Origin of the sequence: Pseudoalteromonas sp. S3785, from assembly GCF_005887365.1 — a bacterium.
Lineage (GTDB): Bacteria > Pseudomonadota > Gammaproteobacteria > Enterobacterales > Alteromonadaceae > Pseudoalteromonas.
Window position 1 is genome coordinate 119,736 of the sequence record NZ_PNCT01000003.1, and the last position, 22,791, is coordinate 142,526.

General features: G+C 41.6%; 22 protein-coding genes and 1 tRNA gene. 13 read left to right on the forward strand and 10 right to left on the reverse strand.

The features are described 5' to 3' along the window. Positions 1-143 precede the first annotated feature (143 nt). Positions 144-1,895 (forward strand): DNA repair helicase RadD, encoded by a 1,752-nt coding sequence (gene radD / locus CWC17_RS01040; protein WP_138611854.1) that lies wholly within the window; start codon positions 144-146, stop codon positions 1,893-1,895. A 16-nt stretch (positions 1,896-1,911) separates the two neighbouring features. Here radD and CWC17_RS01045 read toward each other — a convergent pair whose 3' ends face one another. Further along, positions 1,912-2,247, reverse strand: a complete 336-nt coding sequence (locus tag CWC17_RS01045; protein ID WP_055014124.1) for a ribonuclease E inhibitor RraB — start codon at positions 2,245-2,247, stop codon at positions 1,912-1,914. 227 nt (positions 2,248-2,474) lie between these two features. On the opposite strand from CWC17_RS01045, the gene CWC17_RS01050 reads away from it, so the two are divergent. Genes CWC17_RS01050 through CWC17_RS01060 form a run of 3 tightly spaced genes read left to right on the forward strand, consistent with a single transcriptional unit; the run spans position 2,475 to position 8,753 of the window. Beyond that, positions 2,475-4,178 carry an autotransporter assembly complex protein TamA gene (locus tag CWC17_RS01050; RefSeq protein WP_249935872.1) on the forward strand — a complete coding sequence of 568 codons (1,704 nt, stop codon included), beginning with the start codon at positions 2,475-2,477 and terminating at the stop codon, positions 4,176-4,178. Next, positions 4,178-7,861, forward strand: coding sequence for an autotransporter assembly complex protein TamB (tamB, locus tag CWC17_RS01055; RefSeq protein WP_138611856.1), 3,684 nt, complete (start codon positions 4,178-4,180; stop codon positions 7,859-7,861). Before CWC17_RS01050 ends, tamB begins: the two co-directional genes overlap by 1 nt. 10 nt (positions 7,862-7,871) lie before the next feature. After that, entirely contained in the window at positions 7,872-8,753 is an 882-nt protein-coding gene (locus CWC17_RS01060; protein ID WP_138611857.1) for a peptidylprolyl isomerase, read from the forward strand. Between the two features lie 67 nt (positions 8,754-8,820). Here the strand turns inward: CWC17_RS01060 and queF are convergent, their stop codons facing one another. Then, a complete protein-coding gene (gene queF, locus CWC17_RS01065; protein WP_138611858.1) occupies positions 8,821-9,666 on the reverse strand; it encodes an NADPH-dependent 7-cyano-7-deazaguanine reductase QueF in 846 nt (281 codons plus the stop codon). A gap of 59 nt (positions 9,667-9,725) precedes the next feature. Between queF and syd the strand changes: the two genes are divergently transcribed. Beyond that, entirely contained in the window at positions 9,726-10,265 is a 540-nt protein-coding gene (syd, locus tag CWC17_RS01070) for a SecY-interacting protein (RefSeq protein ID WP_138611859.1), read from the forward strand. Positions 10,266-10,309: 44 nt separating this feature from the next. Here the strand turns inward: syd and CWC17_RS01075 are convergent, their stop codons facing one another. The 3 genes from CWC17_RS01075 to CWC17_RS01085 form a co-directional block, all read right to left on the reverse strand. Beyond that, the gene (locus tag CWC17_RS01075; protein WP_055019239.1) at positions 10,310-11,083 is read right to left on the reverse strand and encodes a Zn-ribbon-containing protein; all 774 of its coding nucleotides are present in this window, start codon (positions 11,081-11,083) and stop codon (positions 10,310-10,312) included. A 13-nt stretch (positions 11,084-11,096) separates the two neighbouring features. Beyond that, positions 11,097-11,360 carry a hypothetical protein gene (locus CWC17_RS01080; protein WP_004585969.1) on the reverse strand — a complete coding sequence of 88 codons (264 nt, stop codon included), beginning with the start codon at positions 11,358-11,360 and terminating at the stop codon, positions 11,097-11,099. 109 nt (positions 11,361-11,469) lie between these two features. Beyond that, positions 11,470-11,709 (reverse strand): DUF2789 domain-containing protein, encoded by a 240-nt coding sequence (locus tag CWC17_RS01085; protein WP_055013909.1) that lies wholly within the window; start codon positions 11,707-11,709, stop codon positions 11,470-11,472. 210 nt (positions 11,710-11,919) lie between these two features. Between CWC17_RS01085 and CWC17_RS01090 the strand changes: the two genes are divergently transcribed. Beyond that, positions 11,920-12,564: a GNAT family N-acetyltransferase gene (locus tag CWC17_RS01090; RefSeq protein ID WP_138611860.1), complete on the forward strand. Its 645-nt coding sequence runs from the start codon at positions 11,920-11,922 to the stop codon at positions 12,562-12,564. Positions 12,565-13,305: 741 nt separating this feature from the next. On the opposite strand, the gene CWC17_RS01095 is transcribed toward CWC17_RS01090, so the two are convergent. Both CWC17_RS01095 and CWC17_RS01100 read right to left on the reverse strand, forming a co-directional pair. Beyond that, the gene (locus CWC17_RS01095) at positions 13,306-13,605 is read right to left on the reverse strand and encodes a DUF3301 domain-containing protein (protein WP_004585972.1); all 300 of its coding nucleotides are present in this window, start codon (positions 13,603-13,605) and stop codon (positions 13,306-13,308) included. Next, a complete protein-coding gene (locus CWC17_RS01100) occupies positions 13,605-14,633 on the reverse strand; it encodes a DUF3549 family protein (protein ID WP_138611861.1) in 1,029 nt (342 codons plus the stop codon). Before CWC17_RS01100 ends, CWC17_RS01095 begins: the two co-directional genes overlap by 1 nt. Positions 14,634-14,738: 105 nt before the next feature. Here CWC17_RS01100 and CWC17_RS01105 point away from each other — a divergent pair, with 105 nt between their 5' ends. The 3 genes from CWC17_RS01105 to CWC17_RS01115 are packed head-to-tail and all read left to right on the forward strand — an operon-like array spanning position 14,739 to position 16,265. Next, entirely contained in the window at positions 14,739-15,059 is a 321-nt protein-coding gene (locus CWC17_RS01105; RefSeq protein ID WP_138611862.1) for a YqcC family protein, read from the forward strand. Further along, the gene (gene truC / locus CWC17_RS01110; RefSeq protein ID WP_138541649.1) at positions 15,052-15,816 is read left to right on the forward strand and encodes a tRNA pseudouridine(65) synthase TruC; all 765 of its coding nucleotides are present in this window, start codon (positions 15,052-15,054) and stop codon (positions 15,814-15,816) included. The genes CWC17_RS01105 and truC overlap by 8 nt, the downstream gene beginning before the upstream one ends. Then, on the forward strand, positions 15,816-16,265 hold the full coding sequence (locus CWC17_RS01115; RefSeq protein ID WP_138541648.1) for a flavodoxin: 450 nt from the start codon (positions 15,816-15,818) through the stop codon (positions 16,263-16,265). The genes truC and CWC17_RS01115 overlap by 1 nt, the downstream gene beginning before the upstream one ends. A 280-nt stretch (positions 16,266-16,545) precedes the next feature. On the opposite strand, the gene CWC17_RS01120 is transcribed toward CWC17_RS01115, so the two are convergent. Together CWC17_RS01120 and gloB are read right to left on the reverse strand one after the other, a co-directional pair. Continuing rightward, positions 16,546-18,123 (reverse strand): lytic transglycosylase, encoded by a 1,578-nt coding sequence (locus CWC17_RS01120; protein ID WP_138541647.1) that lies wholly within the window; start codon positions 18,121-18,123, stop codon positions 16,546-16,548. Positions 18,124-18,307: 184 nt separating this feature from the next. Then, complete coding sequence (gloB, locus tag CWC17_RS01125; RefSeq protein WP_138611863.1) at positions 18,308-19,081, reverse strand: hydroxyacylglutathione hydrolase; 774 nt, start codon at positions 19,079-19,081, stop codon at positions 18,308-18,310. A gap of 53 nt (positions 19,082-19,134) precedes the next feature. On the opposite strand from gloB, the gene CWC17_RS01130 reads away from it, so the two are divergent. Continuing rightward, entirely contained in the window at positions 19,135-19,911 is a 777-nt protein-coding gene (locus CWC17_RS01130) for a class I SAM-dependent methyltransferase (protein ID WP_004585979.1), read from the forward strand. A 78-nt stretch (positions 19,912-19,989) separates the two neighbouring features. Here the strand turns inward: CWC17_RS01130 and rnhA are convergent, their stop codons facing one another. Continuing rightward, complete coding sequence (gene rnhA / locus CWC17_RS01135) at positions 19,990-20,454, reverse strand: ribonuclease HI (protein WP_138611864.1); 465 nt, start codon at positions 20,452-20,454, stop codon at positions 19,990-19,992. 68 nt (positions 20,455-20,522) lie between these two features. Between rnhA and dnaQ the strand changes: the two genes are divergently transcribed. The 3 genes from dnaQ (at position 20,523) to CWC17_RS01150 (ending at position 22,790) form a co-directional block, all read left to right on the forward strand. Beyond that, on the forward strand, positions 20,523-21,236 hold the full coding sequence (dnaQ, locus tag CWC17_RS01140; protein WP_138611865.1) for a DNA polymerase III subunit epsilon: 714 nt from the start codon (positions 20,523-20,525) through the stop codon (positions 21,234-21,236). 8 nt (positions 21,237-21,244) lie between these two features. After that, positions 21,245-22,615 (forward strand): TIGR03503 family protein, encoded by a 1,371-nt coding sequence (locus CWC17_RS01145; protein WP_138611866.1) that lies wholly within the window; start codon positions 21,245-21,247, stop codon positions 22,613-22,615. Between the two features lie 98 nt (positions 22,616-22,713). After that, positions 22,714-22,790 (forward strand) — tRNA-Asp (locus CWC17_RS01150). Position 22,791 lies beyond the last annotated feature (1 nt).

Below are 22,791 nucleotides of genomic sequence, written 5' to 3' on the forward strand. Positions count from 1 at the left end.
TTTTAATGGTGTACAACTTAATAACTAAACCTTAGGCTTACGCTTTGCAAGTCAGGTTTAATTGTCGAAAACTTACCTTAAACTCCCCGCAGTCGCTTAGTATTTGTTAAACTGCATTTCTGGTTATTCTATTTACTATTTTCATGAGCTATAAATTAAGGCCGTATCAGCAAGAGGCCGTAGAGCGCACCGTTTTACATTTTAGAAAAACAAATGACCCTGCCGTAATTGTACTGCCTACCGGTGCCGGTAAAAGCCTTGTTATTGCAGAGCTTGCGCGAATAGCTAAACAAAAAATACTGGTGCTTGCACATGTTAAAGAGTTGGTAGAGCAAAACGCACAAAAATATAAAAGCTTTGGTTTAAAAGCGAGTATATTTTCAGCAGGGTTAAAAGAAAAATCCTTTAGCCACCAAGTTACCTTTGCCAGTGTTCAATCTTTATCGCGTAATTTAAATAAATTAAATGAGCATTATTCTTTGCTTATTATTGATGAGTGCCACAGAGTAAATGGTGATAAAAAAAGCCAATATGGAAAGGTTATAAATACGCTCAAACAATATAATCCTCAGTTAAAAGTATTGGGTTTAACGGCCACACCTTATAGATTAGGAATGGGGTGGATATACCATCATCATTACCATGGTTTTGTAAAAGGTAATAAAGAAAGCCCATTTAAAAACTGTATATTTGAATTACCGCTCAGGTATATGATCAAACATAATTACTTAACGCCGCCAAATGAAGTGGACGCGGCAATTAGTCATTATGACTTTTCGTCCTTGGCTACTAATGCGTTTGGTCAATATACGACTGATGACATGAATGCGCTTTTAAAAAATAGTGAGCGCGCAACGCAAGCTATACTAAAGCAGGTAATACAATACAGCAAAACCCGCCAAGGCGTAATGATATTTGCGGCAACGGTGATGCACGCTCAAGAAATTTTAACTTATTTACCCGCAGAGCAAAGTGCCCTTATAACTGGTGATACCCCAAATGCTGAACGCGATAAATTAATAAATCAATTTAAACAAAAAAACATCAAATACCTCGTTAATATTTCTGTTTTAACTACCGGATTTGATGCCCCGCATGTTGATTTTATCGCTATTTTACGCCCTACCGAATCGGTTAGCTTATACCAGCAAATTGTTGGCCGTGGGCTTAGGCTAAATGAAGGAAAAACAGATTGCTTAGTTATAGATTACGCAGGCAACGGCTTTGATTTATTTCACCCTGAAGTGGGTGATAAAAAAGGTGACAGCGATAATGAACCCGTTCAAGTGCTTTGCCCTGGGTGTGGGTTTGCAAATATTTTTTGGGGAAAAACCGATTCAGCAGGCAAAGTCATTGAGCATTTTGGTAGGCGCTGCCAAGGTTTATTAGAAGATGACGAAGGCCATAAAGAGCAATGCGATTATCGGTTTAGGTTTAAAGAGTGTGACCAATGTGGCGCTCAAAACGATATCGCTGCGCGTCAGTGCCATGATTGTGGCGCTGTAATGGCCGACCCCGATGACAAGCTACGCAACGCACTTAACTTAAAGGATGCGTTAGTACTACGCTGCAGCGGGTTATCAGTGGTAAAACTGAAAGATGATTTAATTAAAATAACCTACTTTGATGAAGATGGCGCAAGTTGCGATGAGGTATATAACCTTGCCAGTAAAGGCGGGCAGTATATTTTTAATAAACAGTTTGGAAAACGCCTAGGGCAGGGGCAAGCGCCAGTCGAATTTAAAAATGCTGAGCAGGTTATTAAGGCACAGTTTGATTTAGTGCACCCTGACTTTGTTATAGCGCGTAAAAGTAAAAAGTATGGCTGGAAGGTATCTGATAAATTATTTGATTACACAGGCAGCTTTAGAAAAGCGAATCAGTTAAGCGGCTAGGCTTAACTGATCCTTATCAAGCGGCGTCTTCGTCCATTAAACCCCAGCCATCGCCATAGCCATTGTAGCTATTAGCAATGCTTTCAAGGTATTGCTCTGCTTGGCCAAGTAATGTGTGCTCTGGCACCATTTGTACATGAGTAATTACTTCCCATACGCCTGTGTCTTTGCATTTTTCAACGTTAGTGCTTTGTACTAATGCATCAGAGACTATTTCTTTAGCAAACTTTTCAGCGTCAGCTTGTTGTTCAAATAAAATGAAAAAATCGATTTGGTGCATTTTGCTTAAATCAACGCCAGCAGCGGCTATTTCGGCTAAAAGTTGGCCGTTATCATCATCAGGGAATTGCATTAAAAACTCATTTAAAATTAATTTTGTATTCGTAGTGGCTATTGTAACCAAAATATTGCTTTAAAGCGTATTAATTTTAACGTTAAAAACGAGCAAAATTTGGTGCAAGATTACGATTAAGTTAATGTGTTGCTCATTATGGCTATGTTAGTATGCAACTCATCCAAGGTTAAATTTAAAGAATAAAAAGTAAGGATATTTACTTGTTCAAACAGTTATTACGTTTTGTGTTTTTTTTCGTTTTTTTCATAAGCACTCAAGTCAGCGCTGAGCAAAGGGTAATTGAAGATTACGAGATTAAAGGGATCAGTGGCGAGTTAGAAAGTAACGTTGAGCTATATTTAAAGCAATTAGTTGGTGAAAAGCCTACAAGAACCTTGCGTCGCTACGCCAAAAAGCAAGTACAAAGCAGTATTAAAGCGCTGGGGTATTACAATCCAACGATAGACATTGAGTTTGATAAAGACGATAAAGAGCTTATCGTCCAAATAGAACGCGGACCTGCCACTCGCATTGAAGCAATTAATATAACGCTCAATGGTGAGGGGAAAAGCGACTCGCAGTTACAAAATGTTATTAAAAACTTAAATTTAACCCAAGGCGATGTGCTTAATCATGGCAAGTACGACTCAGCCCATAAAAAAATAGAGTCGATGCTATTAGAGCTAGGCTATTTTGATGCTAAATGGCCAGTTCGAAAGCTTGCTGTATCAGTGCAAAAAAACAGTGCCGTTATCACATTTAGTATAGACACCGGCGTGCGCTACACCTATGGCGATATTATCATCGCAAAAGACACGCCCGCAGAAAAATACATTCGCTCACTTGCGCCTTTTACCCAAGGTCAAGCTTATAAAGCCACACAGATTGCTGATTATAACCTTGAACTTTCAAGCACGCCGTATTTTTCAAGCGTGCGTATTTATGCCGATATACCAGCAAGAGCCAACGGGCAAGTACCGATTAATATTGACGTGCTGCACAAACCCGCTAATAGCTACGAAGTGGGTGGCGGCTTTAATACCGAACTGGGTCCAAAAGTGCGTTTTAAATGGAGTAAACCGTGGATAACCGATGACGGGCATTATCTCGAAAGCAATTTAAATGTAGCTGAGAAACAGCAAGATATTTCTATGGCGTACACCATTCCAGTCGATGACCCGAACGACGATTTATGGCGGTTTTCAGTAGGTTACAAATTAGAAGATGAACTTGCCGATGATATTTACAGTGAAATACTGACCGGACAATTACAGCGCCAATGGTTAACTGAAGATAAATGGGTACGCACGGCATTTTTACGCCGCGACCAAGAAACATACCGCATTGGTGATGAACCTGAAGAAAGCACCGAAATGCTAATGCCAGGTATTAGCTATGCCCGTAAAAAAACAAAAGGGGGCACAACGCCTTATTGGGGGGAGCAGTGGTTAATTTCGGCAGAGTTTGGTTTAGACGATGTACTTTCAACCACAAACTTGGTCCGTGTGCAGCTGCAGCATGCGTGGCTACGAACTTATTTAGATAAACACTTAGTTTTTTTAAAAGCAAACGTTGGCGCAATGCTGGTCGATAATATTGAAAATGTACCTTACTCATTGCGTTTTTATGCCGGTGGTGACCAAAGTGTACGTGGTTTTGCTTATCAGTCTATTTCTCCTGAAGATGAAGACGGTGACTTAATTGGTGGTAAATACTTACTTACTAGTACGATTGAGTACAACTACCAATTTGCGCAAAACTGGCGCGCAGCCATATTTGTAGATGGTGGTACCGCCACAAATGACTTTTCGGATGACTTTGAAGTGGGCGCAGGCTTTGGCTTTCGTTATTTAACGCCCATAGGCCCCGTAAAAGTAGATCATGCATGGGGGCTGACTAAAGAAAGTAAAAGTACACGTTTAAGCATTACCATAGGGCCAGAAATTTAATGTCAGTATTTAAAAAAATATCCGCCGCTGTCATCGGCATTTTAATCACGCTTGCCGTTATTATATTTTGTTTGTTATTTACGGCGCCCGGTAATCAATTTATTGCTTATAGTGCAAATAAAATGGTGGACGGCTTACATATTGAGATTGAAAAAGGGCGCTTTTTATATAACAACCCGTTTAATGTGAGCTTTAAAAACCAAAGTACAGATTTTAAAGCCCAGCAGCTTAAAATAGATTTATTTTGGTGGCAGTGCGATGGCTTATGTATTGAGAATGTAAGTGCGCGGTCAGTCAAGCTTGCTCTTGCCAATGCGCCCGAAGCTACACAAGAGAGCGCCTCAGAGCCATTAGCTAAAATTACGTTTCCCTTTAATATTGCAGTAAAGAATATAGCAATAAACGAATTTGTATTAAACCATTCCAGTGCTGATGTAACCGTAAATAACTTTACCCTTGCAGCGAAAGCCGAAGATGAAACCTTAGCGGTAAAAAGCCTGACTATTAGCGATGTACTGGTAAAGCTTAAAGAGCAACCCACCTCATCCAAACAGTCAACGGTTCAGCAAAGCCAGGCGCTAACAGCGCTACCCGCGTTACCAGATATAGAATTTACATCGCCCCTTAATTTACGGGTAGAGCAGTTTGACGTAAAAAAAGTGGGTATTGAACAAGGTGAGCAAACACATACAATTGAAAACATAGCGCTTGCACTAAATGTAGAAGATGAAAAAGTTAACTTACAAACCCTTAGCGCGCAGTATCAACAATGGCAATTAAATACGCAGTTGAGCAGTGAACTTACTGGGAACTTGCCGATAAAGGGTGAAATAGCCTTAAATAGCGACTTACATCAAGCTAATCTAGCATTAAGTGGTGATCTATCTGATTTAAATATAAAGTTAAATACAACCGGCCAATACCCATTGAATTTAACGGCAACGGCTAATTTAAAACAAAAAAATTATCCATTTGAACTTACCGGTAAAGTAGAACAATGGCTGATTGATGCGCAAAGTAATGAGCTAAAAGTAAGTCATGTTGATTTATCAGCCTCGGGTAATGCAGATGATTATACGCTAAGTTTAAAAGCGGATAGCCAGCTAGGTGCCTATCCAGCTGTTGTATTAAATACGCAATTAATCGGCTCGCTTAGCCAAGCACAGCTAAGCACTTTAAGCCTAAAAGCAAACGACAGTAGTGCAATATTCAATGGCAACGTTAATTGGCAAAATGGCATACAGGCCGAATTTTCTGGTTCGTTAAATAGTTTAAAAGCACAGTATTTAACAGATACCGTTACAAGTGATATTTCTGGTCAGCTAGAGGGGCGCTTTAATAGCGAAGGGCAAAACTGGCAATTGCAAATGGATAATACGCAGCTTACAGGAACACTTAACCAAACACCGCTTGAATTTGCCTCAAACTTTACACTTAATAATACGCTTAAAGCCAACATAGACAGCCTGTATTTGAGTAGCGGGCCTAATAAATTAACCTTGAGCGGGCAAGTAGACGACACCTGGCAGGTCGACGGAAAAGTAACACTCACAGGAAGTGAGCAAACGAACCTGCCATTTGTAGCAAATGGTAAGGCCGATTTAAAAATCAGAGGCCAGCGTTTAACCCCTGCCGTTGATTTATCGTTATTACTCGACAACTTTATCTATAACGATATAAACGTTAACAAACTCGCCCTCAAAGGCCAGCTCGATACCGCCGCAGACTGGCAAACCGATGTGAGCTTAAACGTAGGCTCAGCAAAGGTTGCTGATGAGATCATTAATCGCGTTGAGCTAACAGCCTCTGGCGATAAAACCGATCACCAAATTGTTGTCGCTGTAGATGCAGAGCAAGGGGCTGCTGAGCTTGAAGTAGCCGGTAAGCTAAATAATGACGTGTGGAATGGCGCGCTCAGTAACATAACGCTAAGTGATAAAAAGCTTAGCTTTAGTAATAGTAAAAAAATTGCAGTGATGTTTAATACTCAAACCAGCGACTTTGATGTGAGTGCGCATTGTTGGCGCTCAAACAAAAGTGAGCTATGCATTAACACTCTTGCGCAAACCAAAAACTTGGGCCAATTTAATGCCACCTTGAGCAATTTAGCGCTTGAAGAGCTAAAACATTTTTTACCAGATAACATGCGTACGCGAGGCGATATAAGCGGCGACTTTGCTGCAAATTGGAGCGAGGGCGCTTTAAAAACACTACGGGCTAATTTAAATTCGCACGAACTTGTTGCGGTTCTTACCTCAGAGGAAGACCGGTTTAGGTTGCCTATAGAAACGCTAAAAATCAGTGCCTATACTGACTCTCAAACAGGTAAACTAGAAGCAGATTTAGACTCAAGTGTGCTGGGTAAAATAACCACCCAAATTAATATTGATGATATTCAAAATCAGCAAACATTAAACGGTAACATCGATATAGACAAAATTTTGTTATCAGACTTACATCCATTTCTCGAAACCCTTGAGCAATTAAAAGGGGATATAACCGGTAACGTGGCACTTGCTGGCACATTGCAAGACCCACTATTAAAAGGTGAGCTAAATGTTAGTGATATCAATTTAGAAGGTGAGCAGTTACCTATAGTATTGCAAAAATCTAATATAAACATTTTATTTGATAAAACTACCGCCAAAATTAAAGGTAATTTAAACGACAGCCAAGGCGGTAAAATAAACTTAACTGGCGATGTAGATTGGCAAAGCGCACAGCCTGAGGTAAACGTAAGCGTTAATGGCGAGCAGTTTTTTGTACGTGCACAGCAAGGTGTTACGTTTAAAGTATCTCCTGATTTAACCATTGGACTGGCAAATAATGCATTAAAGCTGTCGGGCGAAGTGATTGTACCTTATGGCAGAGTAATGATTGAAGAGCTGCCAGAGGGCGCCGTTCAAGTGAGCGACGATGAGATTATTGTTGATCAGCAAACGGAAAAATCAGAAAACGTGCCATTTGACTACGATGTAAATTTAAAAGTCATTGTTAAAAACGATGTGAAAATAGAATCGTTTGGCCTTGAGTCTAAAATAGCGGGAGATCTAGCCATCAAAATGAGTCAGGGCGCCCCTATAATTGCCACCGGCGAGCTCAATTTAATAGATGGTACGTATTTAGCTTTTGGCCAAGATTTAATTATTAGTACTGGGCAAATAGGGTTCAGTGGCTCAATTGAGCAACCGTTTTTAAATATTAAAGCCATACGTAATCCAGATACTACAGCAAACGGTGTTGTGGCAGGTGTTACGCTTACTGGTAACGTTGAGCAACCTACCTTAAAAGTGTTTTCTGAGCCGGCAATGGATCAAGCACAAGCGCTTGCTTATTTACTCAATGGGCAGCCGTTAGGCGAGGGTGACAGTTCAAGCGACGCCATGCTTACTCAGTTATTGCTTTCACAAGGGGTGAGCCGCAGTGAAGGCGTTGTATCTAAAGTTGGCGAAACCATTGGTTTATCTGATGTAAGCTTAAGCTCAACGGGTTCTGGCGATAACACTAAACTTGAAATATCGGGCTATGTAGCGCCTAGCTTACAAGTTAAATACAGCGTAGGGGTGTTTGACTCGCTCAGCGAGGTCGCTATTCGTTATCAGCTGCTTTCGCAATTTTATGTAGAGATCACTAGTGGTTTAAATCAAAATGTTGATTTACTCTATAAGTTTGATTGGGATTAAATAGAATTATATGAAAGGATTATATTTAGCAGCACTAATAACAGGATTAACTGGCTGTGCCCAACACACAGAGCAATACGCGAGTACTCAACAAACCCCAACACGTAGCGCAAGCGAGGTCATAAAGCAGGCTAAAGCGCACGAATGGCGAAATGTAGACAAGCAAAATATTTTAAAAATTACGCTACCTACAGGGGCGGCTTATGTTGAGCTTAACCCGCAGCTTGCAGCTAAACATACTGCGCACATAAAACAACTTGCACGAGAAGGCTTTTACAAAAATACCCGTGTTTATCGTTTTGTTGAAGGGTTTGTAGCACAAGGTGGCGACAGCTCAGGCAACAAACCAATTAAAACGGCTAATAAAACGGTGCCAGCGGAGTTTTACCATACCACCACACAGCCGCTTAAAATTACAGAGCTGCAAGGTGATGGGTACGCGCCTGTAACGGGGTTTTTAAACGGTTTTGCCGTTGCACAAAATGCTACTAATACAAAAACTTGGCAGGTACATTGCCACGGCGTGTTTGCCATGGCGCGTGGCAATGAGATAAACAGTGCAAGCACGGAATTCTTTGTCACCATTGGGCAAGGTCCGCGCTACCTTGATAAAAATATTACTGTATTTGGTAGAGTGCTTGAAGGTATGGATCACTTTAATCGTTTACAGCGTAAGCCTGTTCCTAATACGCCATTTAACCCAATTACAAACATTGAGGTGTTAGCTGATATTAAAAGTGATAAAAGCACCTTTAGTGTTATGAACACAGACTCACAATCATTTAAGGAGCTGATTGAGGCGCGAAAAAATCGTACCGAACCTTGGTTTGTGCACGCCCATAACTATGTTGATGTGTGCGCAATGCCTATTCCGACTAAGCGCATTAATTAGCATATAACGTGTATAAAAAAAGGAGCTTAGGCTCCTTTTTTTATAGTGATATTTAAGTCGGTTGGTATTACTGGCGATTAATTTTTACCGCAAACGGCGTATCGTTATAGTGCGTTGAACGATACGGATTTATATCCAGCCCACCGCGGCGTGTATAACGCGCATAGACCTCAAGCTCTTTAATATTTAGCTGCGTGGTTAAATCACTATAAATACGCTCTACACATTGCTCATGGAACTCATTGTGCGTTCTAAATGAAATTAAATAGCGCAAGAGTGCCTCATGGCATATTTGCTCACCAGTGTAGCGAATAATTATACTGGCCCAATCAGGCTGCGAGGTAATTAAGCAGTTAGATTTAAGTAAATGGCTGTGCAGGGTCTCAGTTACTTGGGTGTCACTTTTTGATTTAAGTGAGTAGGCGTCAATATCGTAGTTATCTATTTCAATATCTAAATCGTCAATACATTGCCCAGGTAATGGCGTGCAAGGTAAGCAGTTATACTCATCAGGTGCGTATAAAGTTACCGCTACATCGCTATTTACCGCATTTGATAAGTCTTCAATTAAATGCTGTCTTACTACCTCAATACTTTCAAAGCGGGTTTGATTAAAGCTATTTAAGTAAAGTTTAAACGACTTAGATTCAATAATATGGCTGCTTTGGCACGCAAAAGTAAATAAAGCCACGGCAACCTGTGGTTTACCTTTAGCGTTTAACCACGAAAGCTCATAACCTGTCCAAATATCTTGGCCTTTAAAGGGCAACTCGGCTTCGTCAATATTTAAAGCATCACGATTTAACTTGCGGGCAATAGGAAAAAGTAAGCTAGGCGAATATACATTTACGTATTCAGTAGACTGCCCTAATACACTACCTTTAAGGTCTGGAGAATTGCTGTAATCTGTCATGTTTGCTCTTAAATAGTTACAATAGATGGATTATATCTAATTTAAATGAGTTTCGCAGTATGTCTGTTGCAATGCAAATGGCCCAACTTCACACACAATTTTGTGGAAAAACCGTTAAAAACACCGCTAAATACCCGCTTATGGCACACGATGAGCAATGGCCTAGCCCGTGTGAATTTGGCGAAGTAGACGCCCAAGGCAATATTCAATGGAAAAGTGCTTTGCAATCTCCCGCAGGTTCGTTATCAGATTTAGCTAACGCACTTGAGCTGAGCTTCCCTGCAGGGTTTGATGAGTTTTATGGGCACATGTATGGCGGCAGTATTTTAGCCAGCATAGAAGGCCACCGTGTTGAGTTATTACAAGCGTGGAATAAAGATGATTTTGACCTGCTGCAACAAAATATTACTGGCCATGTCTTAATGAAACGAAAGTTAAAGCAGCCAGAAACCCTATTTATTGGTTTAACTGAGCAAGATGACCTACTGGTTACCGTGCAGGTAAATACCGGTGAGGTATGTTTAGAGTACGTGGGTAAAAAGCCGCATCATGTACTTGCACCCAATATAGAATCATTTTTAAAAGCGTTAACAGTGTAAAAAGTTGGTGCCAGTTTAACTCACTACTGGCACCTATTAGTTTGTTACTGAAAATCCCACGAAACATTAGATACCAACCCGCATGGCTCACATCTAAAGTCAAATAACCCAAACCACGGCTCTGGCAGTTTCCACTCACTATTGCAGCTAGGGCATTTACGCTCAAGCTCTGAGGCTTTATCGACACCACCTACACGGTATAAATAATAATAAACCGGTTTTTGAGTTAAAAAACGGATACGTTTAGCAATGTCTTTACCGCGGCGATATAAGTCACTTTTTGTGCTTGATATTTCTTCAAGCGCGGGAAATTCACACCGCGTAGCGCCATTAATTTGTATTTGATCGCAGGCTTGCCAATCTTCTTGCCATTTTATGAGTGTTTTATAGTCCCCATTTGCAATGGCGGGAATAGTAAACAATGGCACAGGTAAAAAGTCATCACCACAATACAGTGGGCTACAGGTATGCACATAGGTTGTGTATAAAATATAGCTTGAGGGCGATTTACAGGTATCGGCACCGTTTGAGTGAATGTCTTGGCCAATCACTTTTATTTTAGGGGCAAGCAAACCAGCACTGTGCAGCTTCTCAATACTGTGTTTTACAAAAGGGCTATTATTTAATGGGTGCATGGCGTCTTCGGTTGGGCACATTACACGGGTAATAAAGTAGCCATCTTTTAGTACAGTTGGGAATTCTTCCCCCATAATTTGGCCGTTAAAACGCAGTGCATTAACTAACCGGTTAATGGCTTGCTCGGCGTGTTCTAGGGTAGTGTCTTGGTAGCAGTCAAACGTTAAATCAACAACGAACATTTATAGTCTCAAATTATTTTTGCTCTAACAGGGCTAGCAACCTATCGAGTTTTTTCTCAATGCGATCGAGTTGAGATGTTTTAGGCTCAACGATGCTCTGCTCAGGGTTTTTCATTAAATTATGAATTGAATCAGGATTATTTTTATATTGGCTTACTGCGGCAATAATAACCGGCATAGGCACAGGTTGTGCTAAACGGCTTTTAGTTAGGGCAACAGTAGGGGTTTTGCCTTCATCAAGAAGGACTTTAATTGCATCAAATACAACTGCATTCATTAGATTTGTAACTCTTTAATATATATGCGCAGCAAGTGTTTGTTGCGCGGGTGCTATAGTAGCAACAATACCAAGGCGCATAAAGCCTTGGTATAAGTAGAGGGGGGGATTACTTACCCTCTTGGCGAAGCCTCACATCAAGTTCATCAATTACTTCGCTCCACGCGCCATCTTCTGCTAGCGATTCTGCTAAAAAATGCTGCTGTGCTTCATCCCAAAAAGGAGCATGTTGTAAAAGCGTTGTGTCTTCTAGTGAGTGAGAAGCAATAAAATCGTCAATCTGTTGCTCTGAGCTAGGTAAACCCAATTGTGCAAACAACGTTTTCATATCGTGTTTTGTCGTATCCATATTATTACTCCATCTGATTAAATTAAACCAAGCTTAGAGCCAGACTATAGGCTTTGCTAGTTAAACTCTCGCTGAATTGACGGTATTTTTGCTTTAGGTATATAGTTAACGTGTAGTATAGATAAACATTTTCGCCATACAATTACCAACCATCTTACATGCGGTAAACAACTGGCAACGTTGAGGGTAGAAAAGCAAAAAGGATACACAATGACAGTCACCTCTAATGAGCACACATTAAGCGTACAATACCTCGCCCCTGAAGATATAAGCACGGCAGGGAGTTTAATCTATCAGGCCTATCATGATGATCCGCTACTGCAAAATTTATTAGGTTATGATCAACATAATATGGCTGCCTACGAGAAAAAATTACGCTCAGTGATACGCGAAGAGCTCAGTGCTTTTTGGCAAGAAAAGCTGCCATTAATAGGCTTGTACCGCGATGATAAATTAAAAGCGGTCGCGTGTGTATTTGAGTCAAGCAGCCAATTACAACCAGAGCGTTATTGGCATTGGCGCTTAAAGTTAATGCTCAGTGCAGGGTATTTGCAAACCAATCAACTAATAGAAAAAGAGCAAACAATACGCGCTGCGCTTAATGAGATTGGCGATTACTACTATTTAGCGTTTATTGCGGTAGACCCGCACGTGCAAAGCCACGGGCTTGGGCGTTACCTGTTGCGAGGCTTGGATGATTTAGCAACTAAAAACACAGGAGCCAAAGGGCTTGCCGTTTTTGTTACACGCCAAGAGCATAATACGTTTTTTAAATCAGAAGGATTTAGCACCTATAAAGCACTTGCCTTTAATAAAGTATCTGGAGAGCTTCTTTTTAAACCTTATGCAAAATAGGCAGGTAAGCGATAAGCGCCATTACGGACATATGCCCGTGAGATATATCTTACATTGACGTGCGCATTATCAGTTACGGTCGTTCATAAATGCAGCTTTAATAAGGTAAGTTTTTGTTTGGTATAGGGTTTTATATTTTTTCATATATATTACGCAAAATTAATTTAGTTTACCTAGTAGGATGAAACCCAAACTCGCGTAGAATTTAACATGTCAAGACGACATAGCTTAATGACTAAGCTACTGCCAAGGATACGGAATAGGCAACATAGCAGATGCTAGCAGGAAGCATAAAGGACAAGTTAAAAAGGACGCAAGGACGAACTAGGAAGTGCATGAAGCGCTTAGTAGTTGGAACTACTTAAGGATATTTACGGATGAGGCTACAGGAAGTAGCAGGAGCGTTAGTTTACGCAGGATGGCCAAGGCGGCAAGTGGAAAATGCAGGATGCATTTAAAGTGGCAGGAGCTACTTAAAAGGATGACCAAGGATGATGCTACAGTAAGTAGCCAAGCGTTAGTTTACGTGGGTTAGCCAGGATGGTTATGGATTTTGCAGGATGCAATGTTGAGGGTAAATAGGGTTGTTTACTCGTTCAGGGGATGATAATACGGATTTTGGGTCAAGGATAACAAGCAGGATGCTGTAAGAGTGGGGCGTAACTTTTGTTACGCCTTAGTTTTATGTATTAACTTATTTTAGTGGTTTCACTTTAACCCCACCGGTTTTAACGATTAGCGTTAAATTTTGTGTGGCGGCACAACAACACTTTTTAGCATTTCATTTTCCATAATTAAAATACCTTGATAGGCATTTTCGCCATCACTTGAAAACTCAAACATAAATTCGCTTTTGATCCCCGGTTTGCCATTTTTTAAAATGCCAAAGCGGCGCTTTGTGCACGCTACGCTCATTAACTGAACCTGTAATTGTTCAGCTTGGCGCGCAGCATGACTGTTAGCAGCTTCTGCTACTTTTCGGTTTAGCCAAAATAAGTATATTACAGCGCCAATAGCGATAAACGTCCACAAAGTAGCCATTAAGAAAACAACCTTCCAATTGCGCGAGCGAGCGTTTCGCTGCGATTTTCTTTACGTAATAAGCCTAATAAGTGTGGGCGTATAGTGGGTATTGCAACTAAATCAGCAAATATACTGGGAAATAGCTCGGCAATTTGCTGGTGGTGCGCACAATTATCCATAAAAATATGTAAGCGCTCAGGCTCTTCTAGTTGAGCAAAAGAACGCCCTGCAATTGTTAAAAGTACATCTGAATCAGTACTAAGAGATGAGCTTAATGCAGCATCTACTAGTTGTGTACACAGCCCTTGCGCTTGGCCTTTTGAAAGTGAGCGCAGTGCGGCAGTCAGTGCAATTGTATCGTTATTTTCAATGGCTGTGTGGCCATAGGCCACTAAAAGCTCACTGAGTGATGGCGGTATTTCTACATGTTCAAGCATAGCGCTCAAAGGCTGTAATACTTCAAGTGGTAAATGCGGCCAAGCGTTTTGCAAGTTTGCTAAGTTGTTGTCGAGATTTAGGCGCAGTGCAAAATCGGCAATACCTTGTAGCGCAACGCTTTGCCAATCATCAAAACCTAAATCACCACTAAAGTACAGCTGCGTATGCTCGTAATATTTAGAGGCTGGCTGCTTTAACAATACTTTAAGTTGGGCGTTAAAAGCCGCTAATTTATTTGCATTAGGGGTAAACACATAAGGGTTATTATCTAGCTTACCATCGGCTTGCTCGCCGGTAATTTCGCTGCCAAGGGCTTCAATAACCATATTAGCGAAATGATCGCGGCTCGCACTCACTAATTTACTTTGCTCATCAAGTGGAAATTTTAAAAACCACACATAAGGTTCTTTACTTGCTTTGCTATCCCAAAATTGAATAGCCAGCCATGCATGCCCTGCAAGCGGATAAGGATAAGGAACTTGCGCTTGCTCGATAGCTAAAAACTGTTTTTTATCAAGCTTAGTAATATGCCTGCCAATATCAAAAGCACGCCATTGTGTACCGGCGCCATCTAAAAGTTGGCCAAGTGTCGCTATGTGTTCGCTCATCGTTATCTCAATTGTTTTTACTGCAAAATTACCTCAATTATACGCCATAGCAGGCATTGAGGGAACAGGGTATAATTGCCCCATAACGTAAAAAGAAGAGTGGTTATGTATCAACAAACGCAGGCTTATTTAAACCAATTAAGCACACTTTTAAAAAAACATAAGCTGTGGCAAATCACGCCAATAGAGGCAAATAAATTACAATCTCAAGTGCCGTTTTGTCACGATACTATGGCATTTGAGCAATGGTTACAGTTTGTATTTATTGAAAAAATGCAGCAATTAATAACGCTTAACCAACCATTACCACAAAACTTTGCTATTGCGCCCATGGCTGAAATGGCGTTAGTGGGTAAAACCGGCAGCGGCGAAATTATCGCGTTACTTAGTGAGTTTGATGCTTTTTTAGGTAAACCCCATGACTGAAAAGGGAGAACCTATAGCGTACGGCGAGCTTAATATTCTTTATCAAGACGACTACTTTGTTGCCATAGATAAGCCCGCAGGCTTATTGGTTCATCGCTCTTTTTTAGATAAACACGAAACGCAGTTTGCAATGCAGATGCTGCGCGACCAACTAGGGCAACATGTATTTCCGGTGCACAGGCTAGATAGACCAACATCAGGTGTGCTGTTATTTGCGCTAAGCTCAGAAGCCGCCCGAGACATGAACACGCTTTTTATTGAAGGCACGATTACAAAACGTTATTTAGCGCTTGTACGTGGTTTTGCACCTGAATCGGTATTTTTAGATAAACCATTAAAAGAAGAGCTTGATAAAATAGCTGACAAATTTGCTACGCAAAATAAAGCGCCACAAGCGGCGCAAACGCAATTTAATTGTCTGCATCAAGCCACGCTACCCATCCCTATTGGTAAATACCCCACGGTGCGTTACTCGCTCGTAGAGTGTTTTCCAAAAACTGGGCGAAAGCATCAGATTAGGCGCCACCTTAATCATTTATCAATACCTATTATTGGTGATGTAAATCATGGTGATAATCAGCATAATCAATTTTTTAGGGAGCATTTTGCACTTAGGCGGTTAATGTTATTTGCAACGCAGCTTAGCTTTGTGCACCCTTATACGCATAAACCCATCGTAATTAAAGCGCCACTAGGTGAAGACATGCTTAGTATATGTAAGCAACTAGGTTGGCCACAGCAAGAAAAGGATTATTAATGGCACATATTAGTATTTTTGTAGGCAGCGTTAACGGCGGCGCAGAACGTTTAAGCTACGACGTTGCAAATACAATAGAAAAAGCGGGGCACACTGCGAGCGTTATTAGTGAGGCCTCACTTGATGATATAAAAAACGCCTCACATATATTAATTGTTACCTCTACCACAGGGCAGGGCGATGTACCTAGCAATTTAGCAGGGCTCTACTTTGCTATGAATAGTACATTTCCGATGCTAACTGATAAGCCATTTGGTGTTATAGCCATGGGCGATAGATGCTACGGCGATACGTTTTGCGGTGCAGGGCGCAGCTTTGATGAGCTACTACGTGACTTGCAAGCTAAGCCGGTAGGAAACCGTTTAGAAATAGATGCCTGTGAAGACTTTGAGCCATGGCCTGTCGCAGAGCCTTGGTTAAAAGCATGGCTTGAAAAATTACCAGCTTAGTAAACTGCTTTATACCAATCCACATAATTAAGTGGTCTATTTTGAGGATGGATAAACGTGTTGATAGCAAAGCAAAAAATTCGCGATTTAGTTGTTCTCGGCAATTGTTCCTGCATTGCTCTACCTTCTGCATCCATGCAGTTGTAAATGAGATTTTTTTAACGCAGATAGTGACACGTTTAGTCCCTGAAAATGATTAAGTACTATTGCGGATTGGTATTATATGCACAAAACAAAAAAGGAGCGCATGCGCTCCTTTTTTTAATTATTAAACCGTGGGTTAACTACTTCTTACATCAACCTTAAGCTTTAACTTTTGGCCTGGTTGTAAATACTTTTGGCCGGCTAAGTTATTCCACTTAATAATTTCGTTTACGGTTAAATTAAATTTAGACGCAATACGTGCAAGCGAGTCACCACGGCGTACTTTGTAGGTAATGGTACGATTAGTACTTGCAGTTGCTTGTGGTTTACTCGCTGATTTATACACAGTGAGCTTTTGATTTAAGCGCAACACTGCGTTTTTCTTCAGTTTATTCCACGAGGCCAGCTCATCCATGGTGACATCGTATTCACGACTAATGTCCCACAGGGTGTCGCCACTTTTAACCGTGTGCGACAGCTTTGTACGGGTGGCTTTATTAGCGGCTAAACGCATTTGCTTAGGTAAATGTTCGCTATTAATTGCCCCATCGGTTAAGGGGACTAATAACTGTTGGCCAATACGTATGGTGTTTGACTTTAATTTATTAAGCGAGCGAATAGCACTGGTGCTGGTGGTAAACTTTTTAGCAATAACCGATAGGCTATCACCGCGCGCCACAGTGTATTGTTGCCAGCGTAAACGGTCTTTAACATCGGTTTGTGCCAGCTTTTGGCTAAACTGCTCAGCTTTATCGCTGGGTAACAATAAAAAGTGCGGGCCGTTAGGATCGGTCGCCCAGCGATTAAAGCCAGGGTTTAACCTGTATAGCTCAGTCAGGGTCATATCAGCCATATCAGCGGCCAGCGCTAAGTCTATCTGTGAGCCTACATCAACCACTTCTACAACTTGCGCGTTGATAACCGGCTTCCACTTTACATTAAACTCATCAGCGCGTTTTAATAAATCGGCAAGGGCTAAAAGTTTTGGTACGTACGCGGTGGTCTCGCTAGGTAAATCCAAAGACCAAAAGTCGGTGGGTAAATGCTTTTTACGATTTTTCTTAATCGCACGCATTAAACGCCCTTCGCCTGAATTATAAGCCGCAATGGCGTTTAACCAATCGCCCTCAAGGGTTTTGTGTAAATACGATAAGTAATCAAGAGCGGCACGCGTAGATTGCACTATGTCGCGTCGGCCGTCGTACCACCAGTTTTGTTTTAAATCAAAACGCTCGCCTGTGGCTGGCATAAATTGCCAAATACCCGAAGCACTGCGATTAGAGTAGCCAAATGGGTCAAACGCGCTCTCTACAATAGGTAAAAGCGCGATTTCGATAGGCATTTCGCGCTTTTCTACTTCTTCAACAATAAAGTGTAAGTAAGGTTCTGCGCGTTTTGAAATGCGATCTAAATAAGCTTGATGACGTGCATAGTAATTACGCTCAGTAACAACAGGGCGGTTTTGCGGTACTTCAATAGACAGTTGGTAGCGAATACGCTCCCACACATCGTCAAAAATGGGGGCGTCTTCGCTCTGTTCAACGTGTTGATATTGTGCGTTTACCATCAATGCATTGTTAATATCGTTAGGGCTTGCGCCTTCTAAGCGCTTATTTGCTTGGGTAGCAGCTTGTGCGTCTGAATCTACGGTTGTTAAAGTTTGACAACCACTTAGCGCAAGCGCCAAGGCAATTAATAGAGGAGATTTATTCATATATACCAATACATCAGGTAAAAAAACTCGGCGAATACTACCCGTTATGAGTCAACATTGCCACTTAACGACCAACTTTAACATGTTGATAAAACCATTCGCTATTTTTAAACCAATGGTTTTATCTAGGTCATACCTAACCACGATGCTGCAAAATTAATGACAGCAGGTCAACATATCTTAACTAAAAGTTGTCTTTGAATCGTCTCAGACTGGCAAAGTTTTCCCAGGGTTCATTGTTTTTTGTAACCAACACAAACTCTTTTGGAATTAACTCTGTAATTGTCGGTAGGTCGCTGCGCATAAATGGATTAACTTTTAGCTCTTGGTCTATTGTACTTGGCAGTGTAATTTCGTTGTTAGCACGCTGTGCATCTACTTTATCGCTGTATTGGAGTAGTTCAGGGTTACGCGGCTCTACGGCTTTTGCAAATGCTAAATTGGCTTGTGTGTATTCATGGGTGCAATACACTTTGCAGGTTTTAGGTAGCTCACGCAGTTTATTAAACGAGTGCCACATTTGCTCTGGCGTGCCTTCAAATAATCGCCCACAGCCACCACTAAAAAGCGTATCGCCTGTAAAGGCCAACTCTTCATGAGTATAACAAATGTGATCAAGCGTATGGCCTGGGGTAGTAATAATATTAAAACGCACACCCAATACCTCAATGCTATCGCCATCAACCAGAGTGTTGGTGACTCCCGCAAAAGGACTGTTTATAGGGCCGTACACGGCAATACTTGGAAACTGTTTTAGAAGCTCGGCTACGCCACCGGTATGATCGCTATGATGATGGGTAATTAAAATACCACCAAGTTGTAAATTATGCTCTGCTAAATGTGCCATAACGGGCTGAACGTCGCCAGGGTCAACCACCCATGCTAGGTCGCTATTATGGGTAGTTAAACACCAAATGTAATTATCAGAAAAGGCTTTAATTGCTTTAACTTGCACCATATTAATTTGCTCTATAAAGTGACAGATAACACCTAGTATAACGAGCTATAAAAATGAAACCAGCCCTTAGTTTTCAAGAAGGACCCAAACCGCTGTCATGGCAGCAGTTCCCTCATGGGGACTATTTACGTGCTGACATTGAACAAAAAATGGATCAATGGCTGCCACGTATGTTTGGCTACCATATGCTTAAATTGGGGAATTTAAGTGGCGAGCTTAATACCAGTGTAAGCACTATAAAGCACCAAGTATGTGTTGCCGAAGAGGGGCCTTACACAGGTGTGATAGCCGATATAGACGAGTTGCCTTTTTATGAGCACAGTGTGGATGCGTGTATTTTAAGCCACTGCTTAGAGTACCACTCAGACCCTCATCACATATTACGCGAGGCGCACCGCACGCTAATACCCGGTGGTTACATTGTTATTACCGGATTTAATCCGTTTAGCTTATGTGGATTGGCGCAAATGTTGCCTTTTAGCGGCCAAAAACTGCCGTGGACGGGGCGTTTTTTTACGCCTGCGCGGGTAAAAGATTGGCTTAATTTATTGGGGTTTGAAATTATTAGCGATGAGCGCTTTATTTACTCATCTCTTGCGCGTGGTAACAGACTTTCGCGGTTTGCATTTTGGCGCAGTTTTGCCAAACAGTATTTAAAACCTATGGGGAGTGTGTACATGCTGGTGGCGCGAAAACGCGTAGCTCCGCTTACGCCTATAAAACCTAAGTGGCATGCAAGGCCGCAGTTTTCACCCGTAAAAGGGGCAGGGCTTAGGCAAACCTCAAAACAGCACTTTAAGCAGTGTGAGCAAAAAAATAATAATAGTTAAAGAAAGTAAGACGCACTTTTTTATTGGCTCGATAAACCTAACATTCATGACATTAAAAAGTGCGTAAGCTTTAACGGGTTAAGGCTGATAGCCTTCATCATCAAGTAGATTACTACTGCTTGCTGCGTCACGTGCTAAATCGTCAACTATTTCGTTATATTTATGTCCGCTATGCCCTTTGACCCATTTCCATGTAACCGCGTGCTCACTGCAAGCGCTATCTAGGCGTTTCCATAAATCGACATTTTTAACCGGTTTTTTTGCTGATGTTTGCCAGCCTCGCTTTTTCCAATTTGCAATCCACGATTCAATGCCTTGCTTAACATATTGGCTATCTGTGGTGAGGTTAACTGTGCAAGGGCGGGTAAGTGATTCAAGGGCAACAATGGCTGCGAGCATTTCCATGCGGTTGTTCGTGGTGAGCTTATACCCTTGGCTTAATTTTTTTTCGTGGCCGTTATAAATCATAAAAATACCATAACCACCCGGGCCCGGATTACCTAAACATGAGCCATCGGTGTAAATCTCTACGGTTTTTTGCACTGTTTTACCTTGATATTATGTACAATAAAGTGATTATAGAAAGATACCAGAGTCAGGCTAAATTCGATATGGCACGTAGACAAATAGTTTTAGATACAGAAACCACCGGCATCGACCCCAAACAGGGGCACCGCATAATAGAAATTGGGTGTGTAGAATTAGTAAACCGACGTCTAACCGGAAATAATTTTCATGTTTACATTAACCCACAGCGCAGCATTGAAGAAGAAGCAATAGATGTTCACGGTATTACCAATGAGTTTTTACGTGACAAACCACTTTATCGCGATATAGCGCAAGAGTTTTTTGACTACATTAAAGGCGCAGAGCTTGTAATACATAACGCCCCGTTCGATGTTGGCCACATGGATAACGAGTTTGCGCTGCTTAACCAAGGCTATCCAAATACGCACGAGTACTGCCAAGTTCTCGACACCCTTAAAATGGCGCGTGACTTGCATCCTGGTCAAAAGAATAACCTAGATGCCTTGTGCCGTCGTTATGACATAGACAACGCCAAACGGACCTTACACGGCGCGTTACTGGATTCTGAAATTTTAGCCGATGTTTACCTTGCCATGACTGGTGGGCAAACCAAGCTAAACTTAAACCAAAATAAAGATGACGGCAGCGAGCAACAAGCTGGCGGCATAAGGCGCCTAAGTAGTAACCGAGCACCTTTGGTTGTATTGCGCGCAAACGACGCAGAGCAAAGCGCACACGAAGCACGACTCGATCTTGTAAACAAAGAAGGCGGCCACTGTTTATGGCGCGCTGAATAAGGCCAACTATGAAAACGATGTATTTTATAACTGCACTATGCGCCGCCTCGCTGTTTAGCGCCAGTGCGTTTGCCGTTAAGCAAGTAGAGCTGCTCAAACGCGACGGCCAACAAAATGAAATACCGCTACTAGATAACCGTTTTCGTATAGACAGCCAATTAGACGAAATAACCTTACTATTTTTTAGAAAGCCAGGGTCGCCTGCGGTTATTTTAGTTAGGCCCGATGGCAGCAAATACTTTGCCACCAACGCCGTTAAAGATCCCAATCTTGATTGGTTTGATGAGCTTAGTTACGATTTAATCACCATAAAAAAACCGATGGCGGGCCCATGGCAAGTTATTGGCCGTATTTTGCCCGACAGCCGCATTGTGGTTTTGGGGGAGGTGTCTTTAAAAGCACAGCCGTTACCCCCTATGCTGTTTAGAGGTGAGACAATAAAAATAACGGGCGAAATTTTAAATGATGATGAGCCTATCGATGCAAACTTATTTAAAGATGTGGTAAGCCTTAACGTTGACTTTGTAAGCACCAACGATGAAAGCTACGCAAACTTTGGTGCCGGCATTCAAGAAGTTGCCGAATTTAAAGACGATGGGCGCGGCTTTGACGAGCGTCCTAAAGATGGGGTGTTTACTGGCGAATTTAAATTAGACTTTCCAGCAGGGCAGTGGACGCCAGAGCTCTACATAGCCACTCCTTTACTACAACGACGTATTGTGCAAGAGCCTATTATTGTGCATGAACCGCCATTTAAACCTGAAATAGCGTTGGCAGAGCTTGATACCGATGAGCACTTGCTAACTATTAATATAGATAGCCGCATAGTTAAACCCGAAACCGTTATTGTACAGGGGAAAATTTATTACCCTAACAATGAAGAGCAAATGTTTACGATTGACGCGCAAGCAGGTGATACACGACAACTGGCAATTAAAAACTATGATTGGGGAAGATACAGCGTTGAACTGTCTGTTTTTGGTACTAATATAAACGGGCGTGAGTTTATGGCCACAATACCAACGTACAAGTTTGAGATAGAAAGACCCATAGAAGCAGTGCCCGAAATAGACCCAGCTACGCTGATTGATCAAAACCTCCCTTTGGAAACAGAGCCCGTTGAAGAAAAAATGGCCACTTCTACATTAGTGATTTTAATCGCGGGCTGTAATTTGCTCATTTTATTGTTAGGCTGGTTAGCAATTCGTATTTTCGTACAGAAAAAACCAATCAAATTTAACTTTAAACTCCCTTTTTTAAACAAAAAGAAAGTAGGCAGTGAGCACGATGCCGAGGCAGAAAAAAATCAAGTCGGCAAAAATGGCTCAAAAAGTGACAAATCAGGTGAAATTTTAAACCTTTCGATGTCAGATGACTAAAAAACCTGTAAAAAAACAAAAAAGCCCTTGACGAAGTAGGGGCTGATTCGTATTATTCACGCCGCTGCAAAGGGAGACCTAAGCAGAAACGAAAATGCGGAGTGGTAGTTCAGTTGGTTAGAATACCGGCCTGTCACGCCGGGGGTCGCGGGTTCGAGTCCCGTCCACTCCGCCAT

What these genes read in the sequence shown, in the direction of transcription:
- radD (WP_138611854.1), top strand. Translation starts at nt 144, where the DNA reads ATGAGCTATAAATTAAGGCCGTATCAGCAAGAGGCCGTAGAGCGCACC.
- CWC17_RS01045 (WP_055014124.1), bottom strand. Translation starts at nt 2,247, where the DNA reads ATGCAATTCCCTGATGATGATAACGGCCAACTTTTAGCCGAAATAGCC.
- tamB (WP_138611856.1), top strand. Translation starts at nt 4,178, where the DNA reads ATGTCAGTATTTAAAAAAATATCCGCCGCTGTCATCGGCATTTTAATC.
- CWC17_RS01060 (WP_138611857.1), top strand. Translation starts at nt 7,872, where the DNA reads ATGAAAGGATTATATTTAGCAGCACTAATAACAGGATTAACTGGCTGT.
- queF (WP_138611858.1), bottom strand. Translation starts at nt 9,666, where the DNA reads ATGACAGATTACAGCAATTCTCCAGACCTTAAAGGTAGTGTATTAGGG.
- syd (WP_138611859.1), top strand. Translation starts at nt 9,726, where the DNA reads ATGTCTGTTGCAATGCAAATGGCCCAACTTCACACACAATTTTGTGGA.
- CWC17_RS01075 (WP_055019239.1), bottom strand. Translation starts at nt 11,083, where the DNA reads ATGTTCGTTGTTGATTTAACGTTTGACTGCTACCAAGACACTACCCTA.
- CWC17_RS01080 (WP_004585969.1), bottom strand. Translation starts at nt 11,360, where the DNA reads ATGAATGCAGTTGTATTTGATGCAATTAAAGTCCTTCTTGATGAAGGC.
- CWC17_RS01085 (WP_055013909.1), bottom strand. Translation starts at nt 11,709, where the DNA reads ATGGATACGACAAAACACGATATGAAAACGTTGTTTGCACAATTGGGT.
- CWC17_RS01090 (WP_138611860.1), top strand. Translation starts at nt 11,920, where the DNA reads ATGACAGTCACCTCTAATGAGCACACATTAAGCGTACAATACCTCGCC.
- CWC17_RS01095 (WP_004585972.1), bottom strand. Translation starts at nt 13,605, where the DNA reads ATGGCTACTTTGTGGACGTTTATCGCTATTGGCGCTGTAATATACTTA.
- CWC17_RS01100 (WP_138611861.1), bottom strand. Translation starts at nt 14,633, where the DNA reads ATGAGCGAACACATAGCGACACTTGGCCAACTTTTAGATGGCGCCGGT.
- CWC17_RS01105 (WP_138611862.1), top strand. Translation starts at nt 14,739, where the DNA reads ATGTATCAACAAACGCAGGCTTATTTAAACCAATTAAGCACACTTTTA.
- truC (WP_138541649.1), top strand. Translation starts at nt 15,052, where the DNA reads ATGACTGAAAAGGGAGAACCTATAGCGTACGGCGAGCTTAATATTCTT.
- CWC17_RS01115 (WP_138541648.1), top strand. Translation starts at nt 15,816, where the DNA reads ATGGCACATATTAGTATTTTTGTAGGCAGCGTTAACGGCGGCGCAGAA.
- CWC17_RS01120 (WP_138541647.1), bottom strand. Translation starts at nt 18,123, where the DNA reads ATGAATAAATCTCCTCTATTAATTGCCTTGGCGCTTGCGCTAAGTGGT.
- gloB (WP_138611863.1), bottom strand. Translation starts at nt 19,081, where the DNA reads ATGGTGCAAGTTAAAGCAATTAAAGCCTTTTCTGATAATTACATTTGG.
- CWC17_RS01130 (WP_004585979.1), top strand. Translation starts at nt 19,135, where the DNA reads ATGAAACCAGCCCTTAGTTTTCAAGAAGGACCCAAACCGCTGTCATGG.
- dnaQ (WP_138611865.1), top strand. Translation starts at nt 20,523, where the DNA reads ATGGCACGTAGACAAATAGTTTTAGATACAGAAACCACCGGCATCGAC.
- CWC17_RS01145 (WP_138611866.1), top strand. Translation starts at nt 21,245, where the DNA reads ATGAAAACGATGTATTTTATAACTGCACTATGCGCCGCCTCGCTGTTT.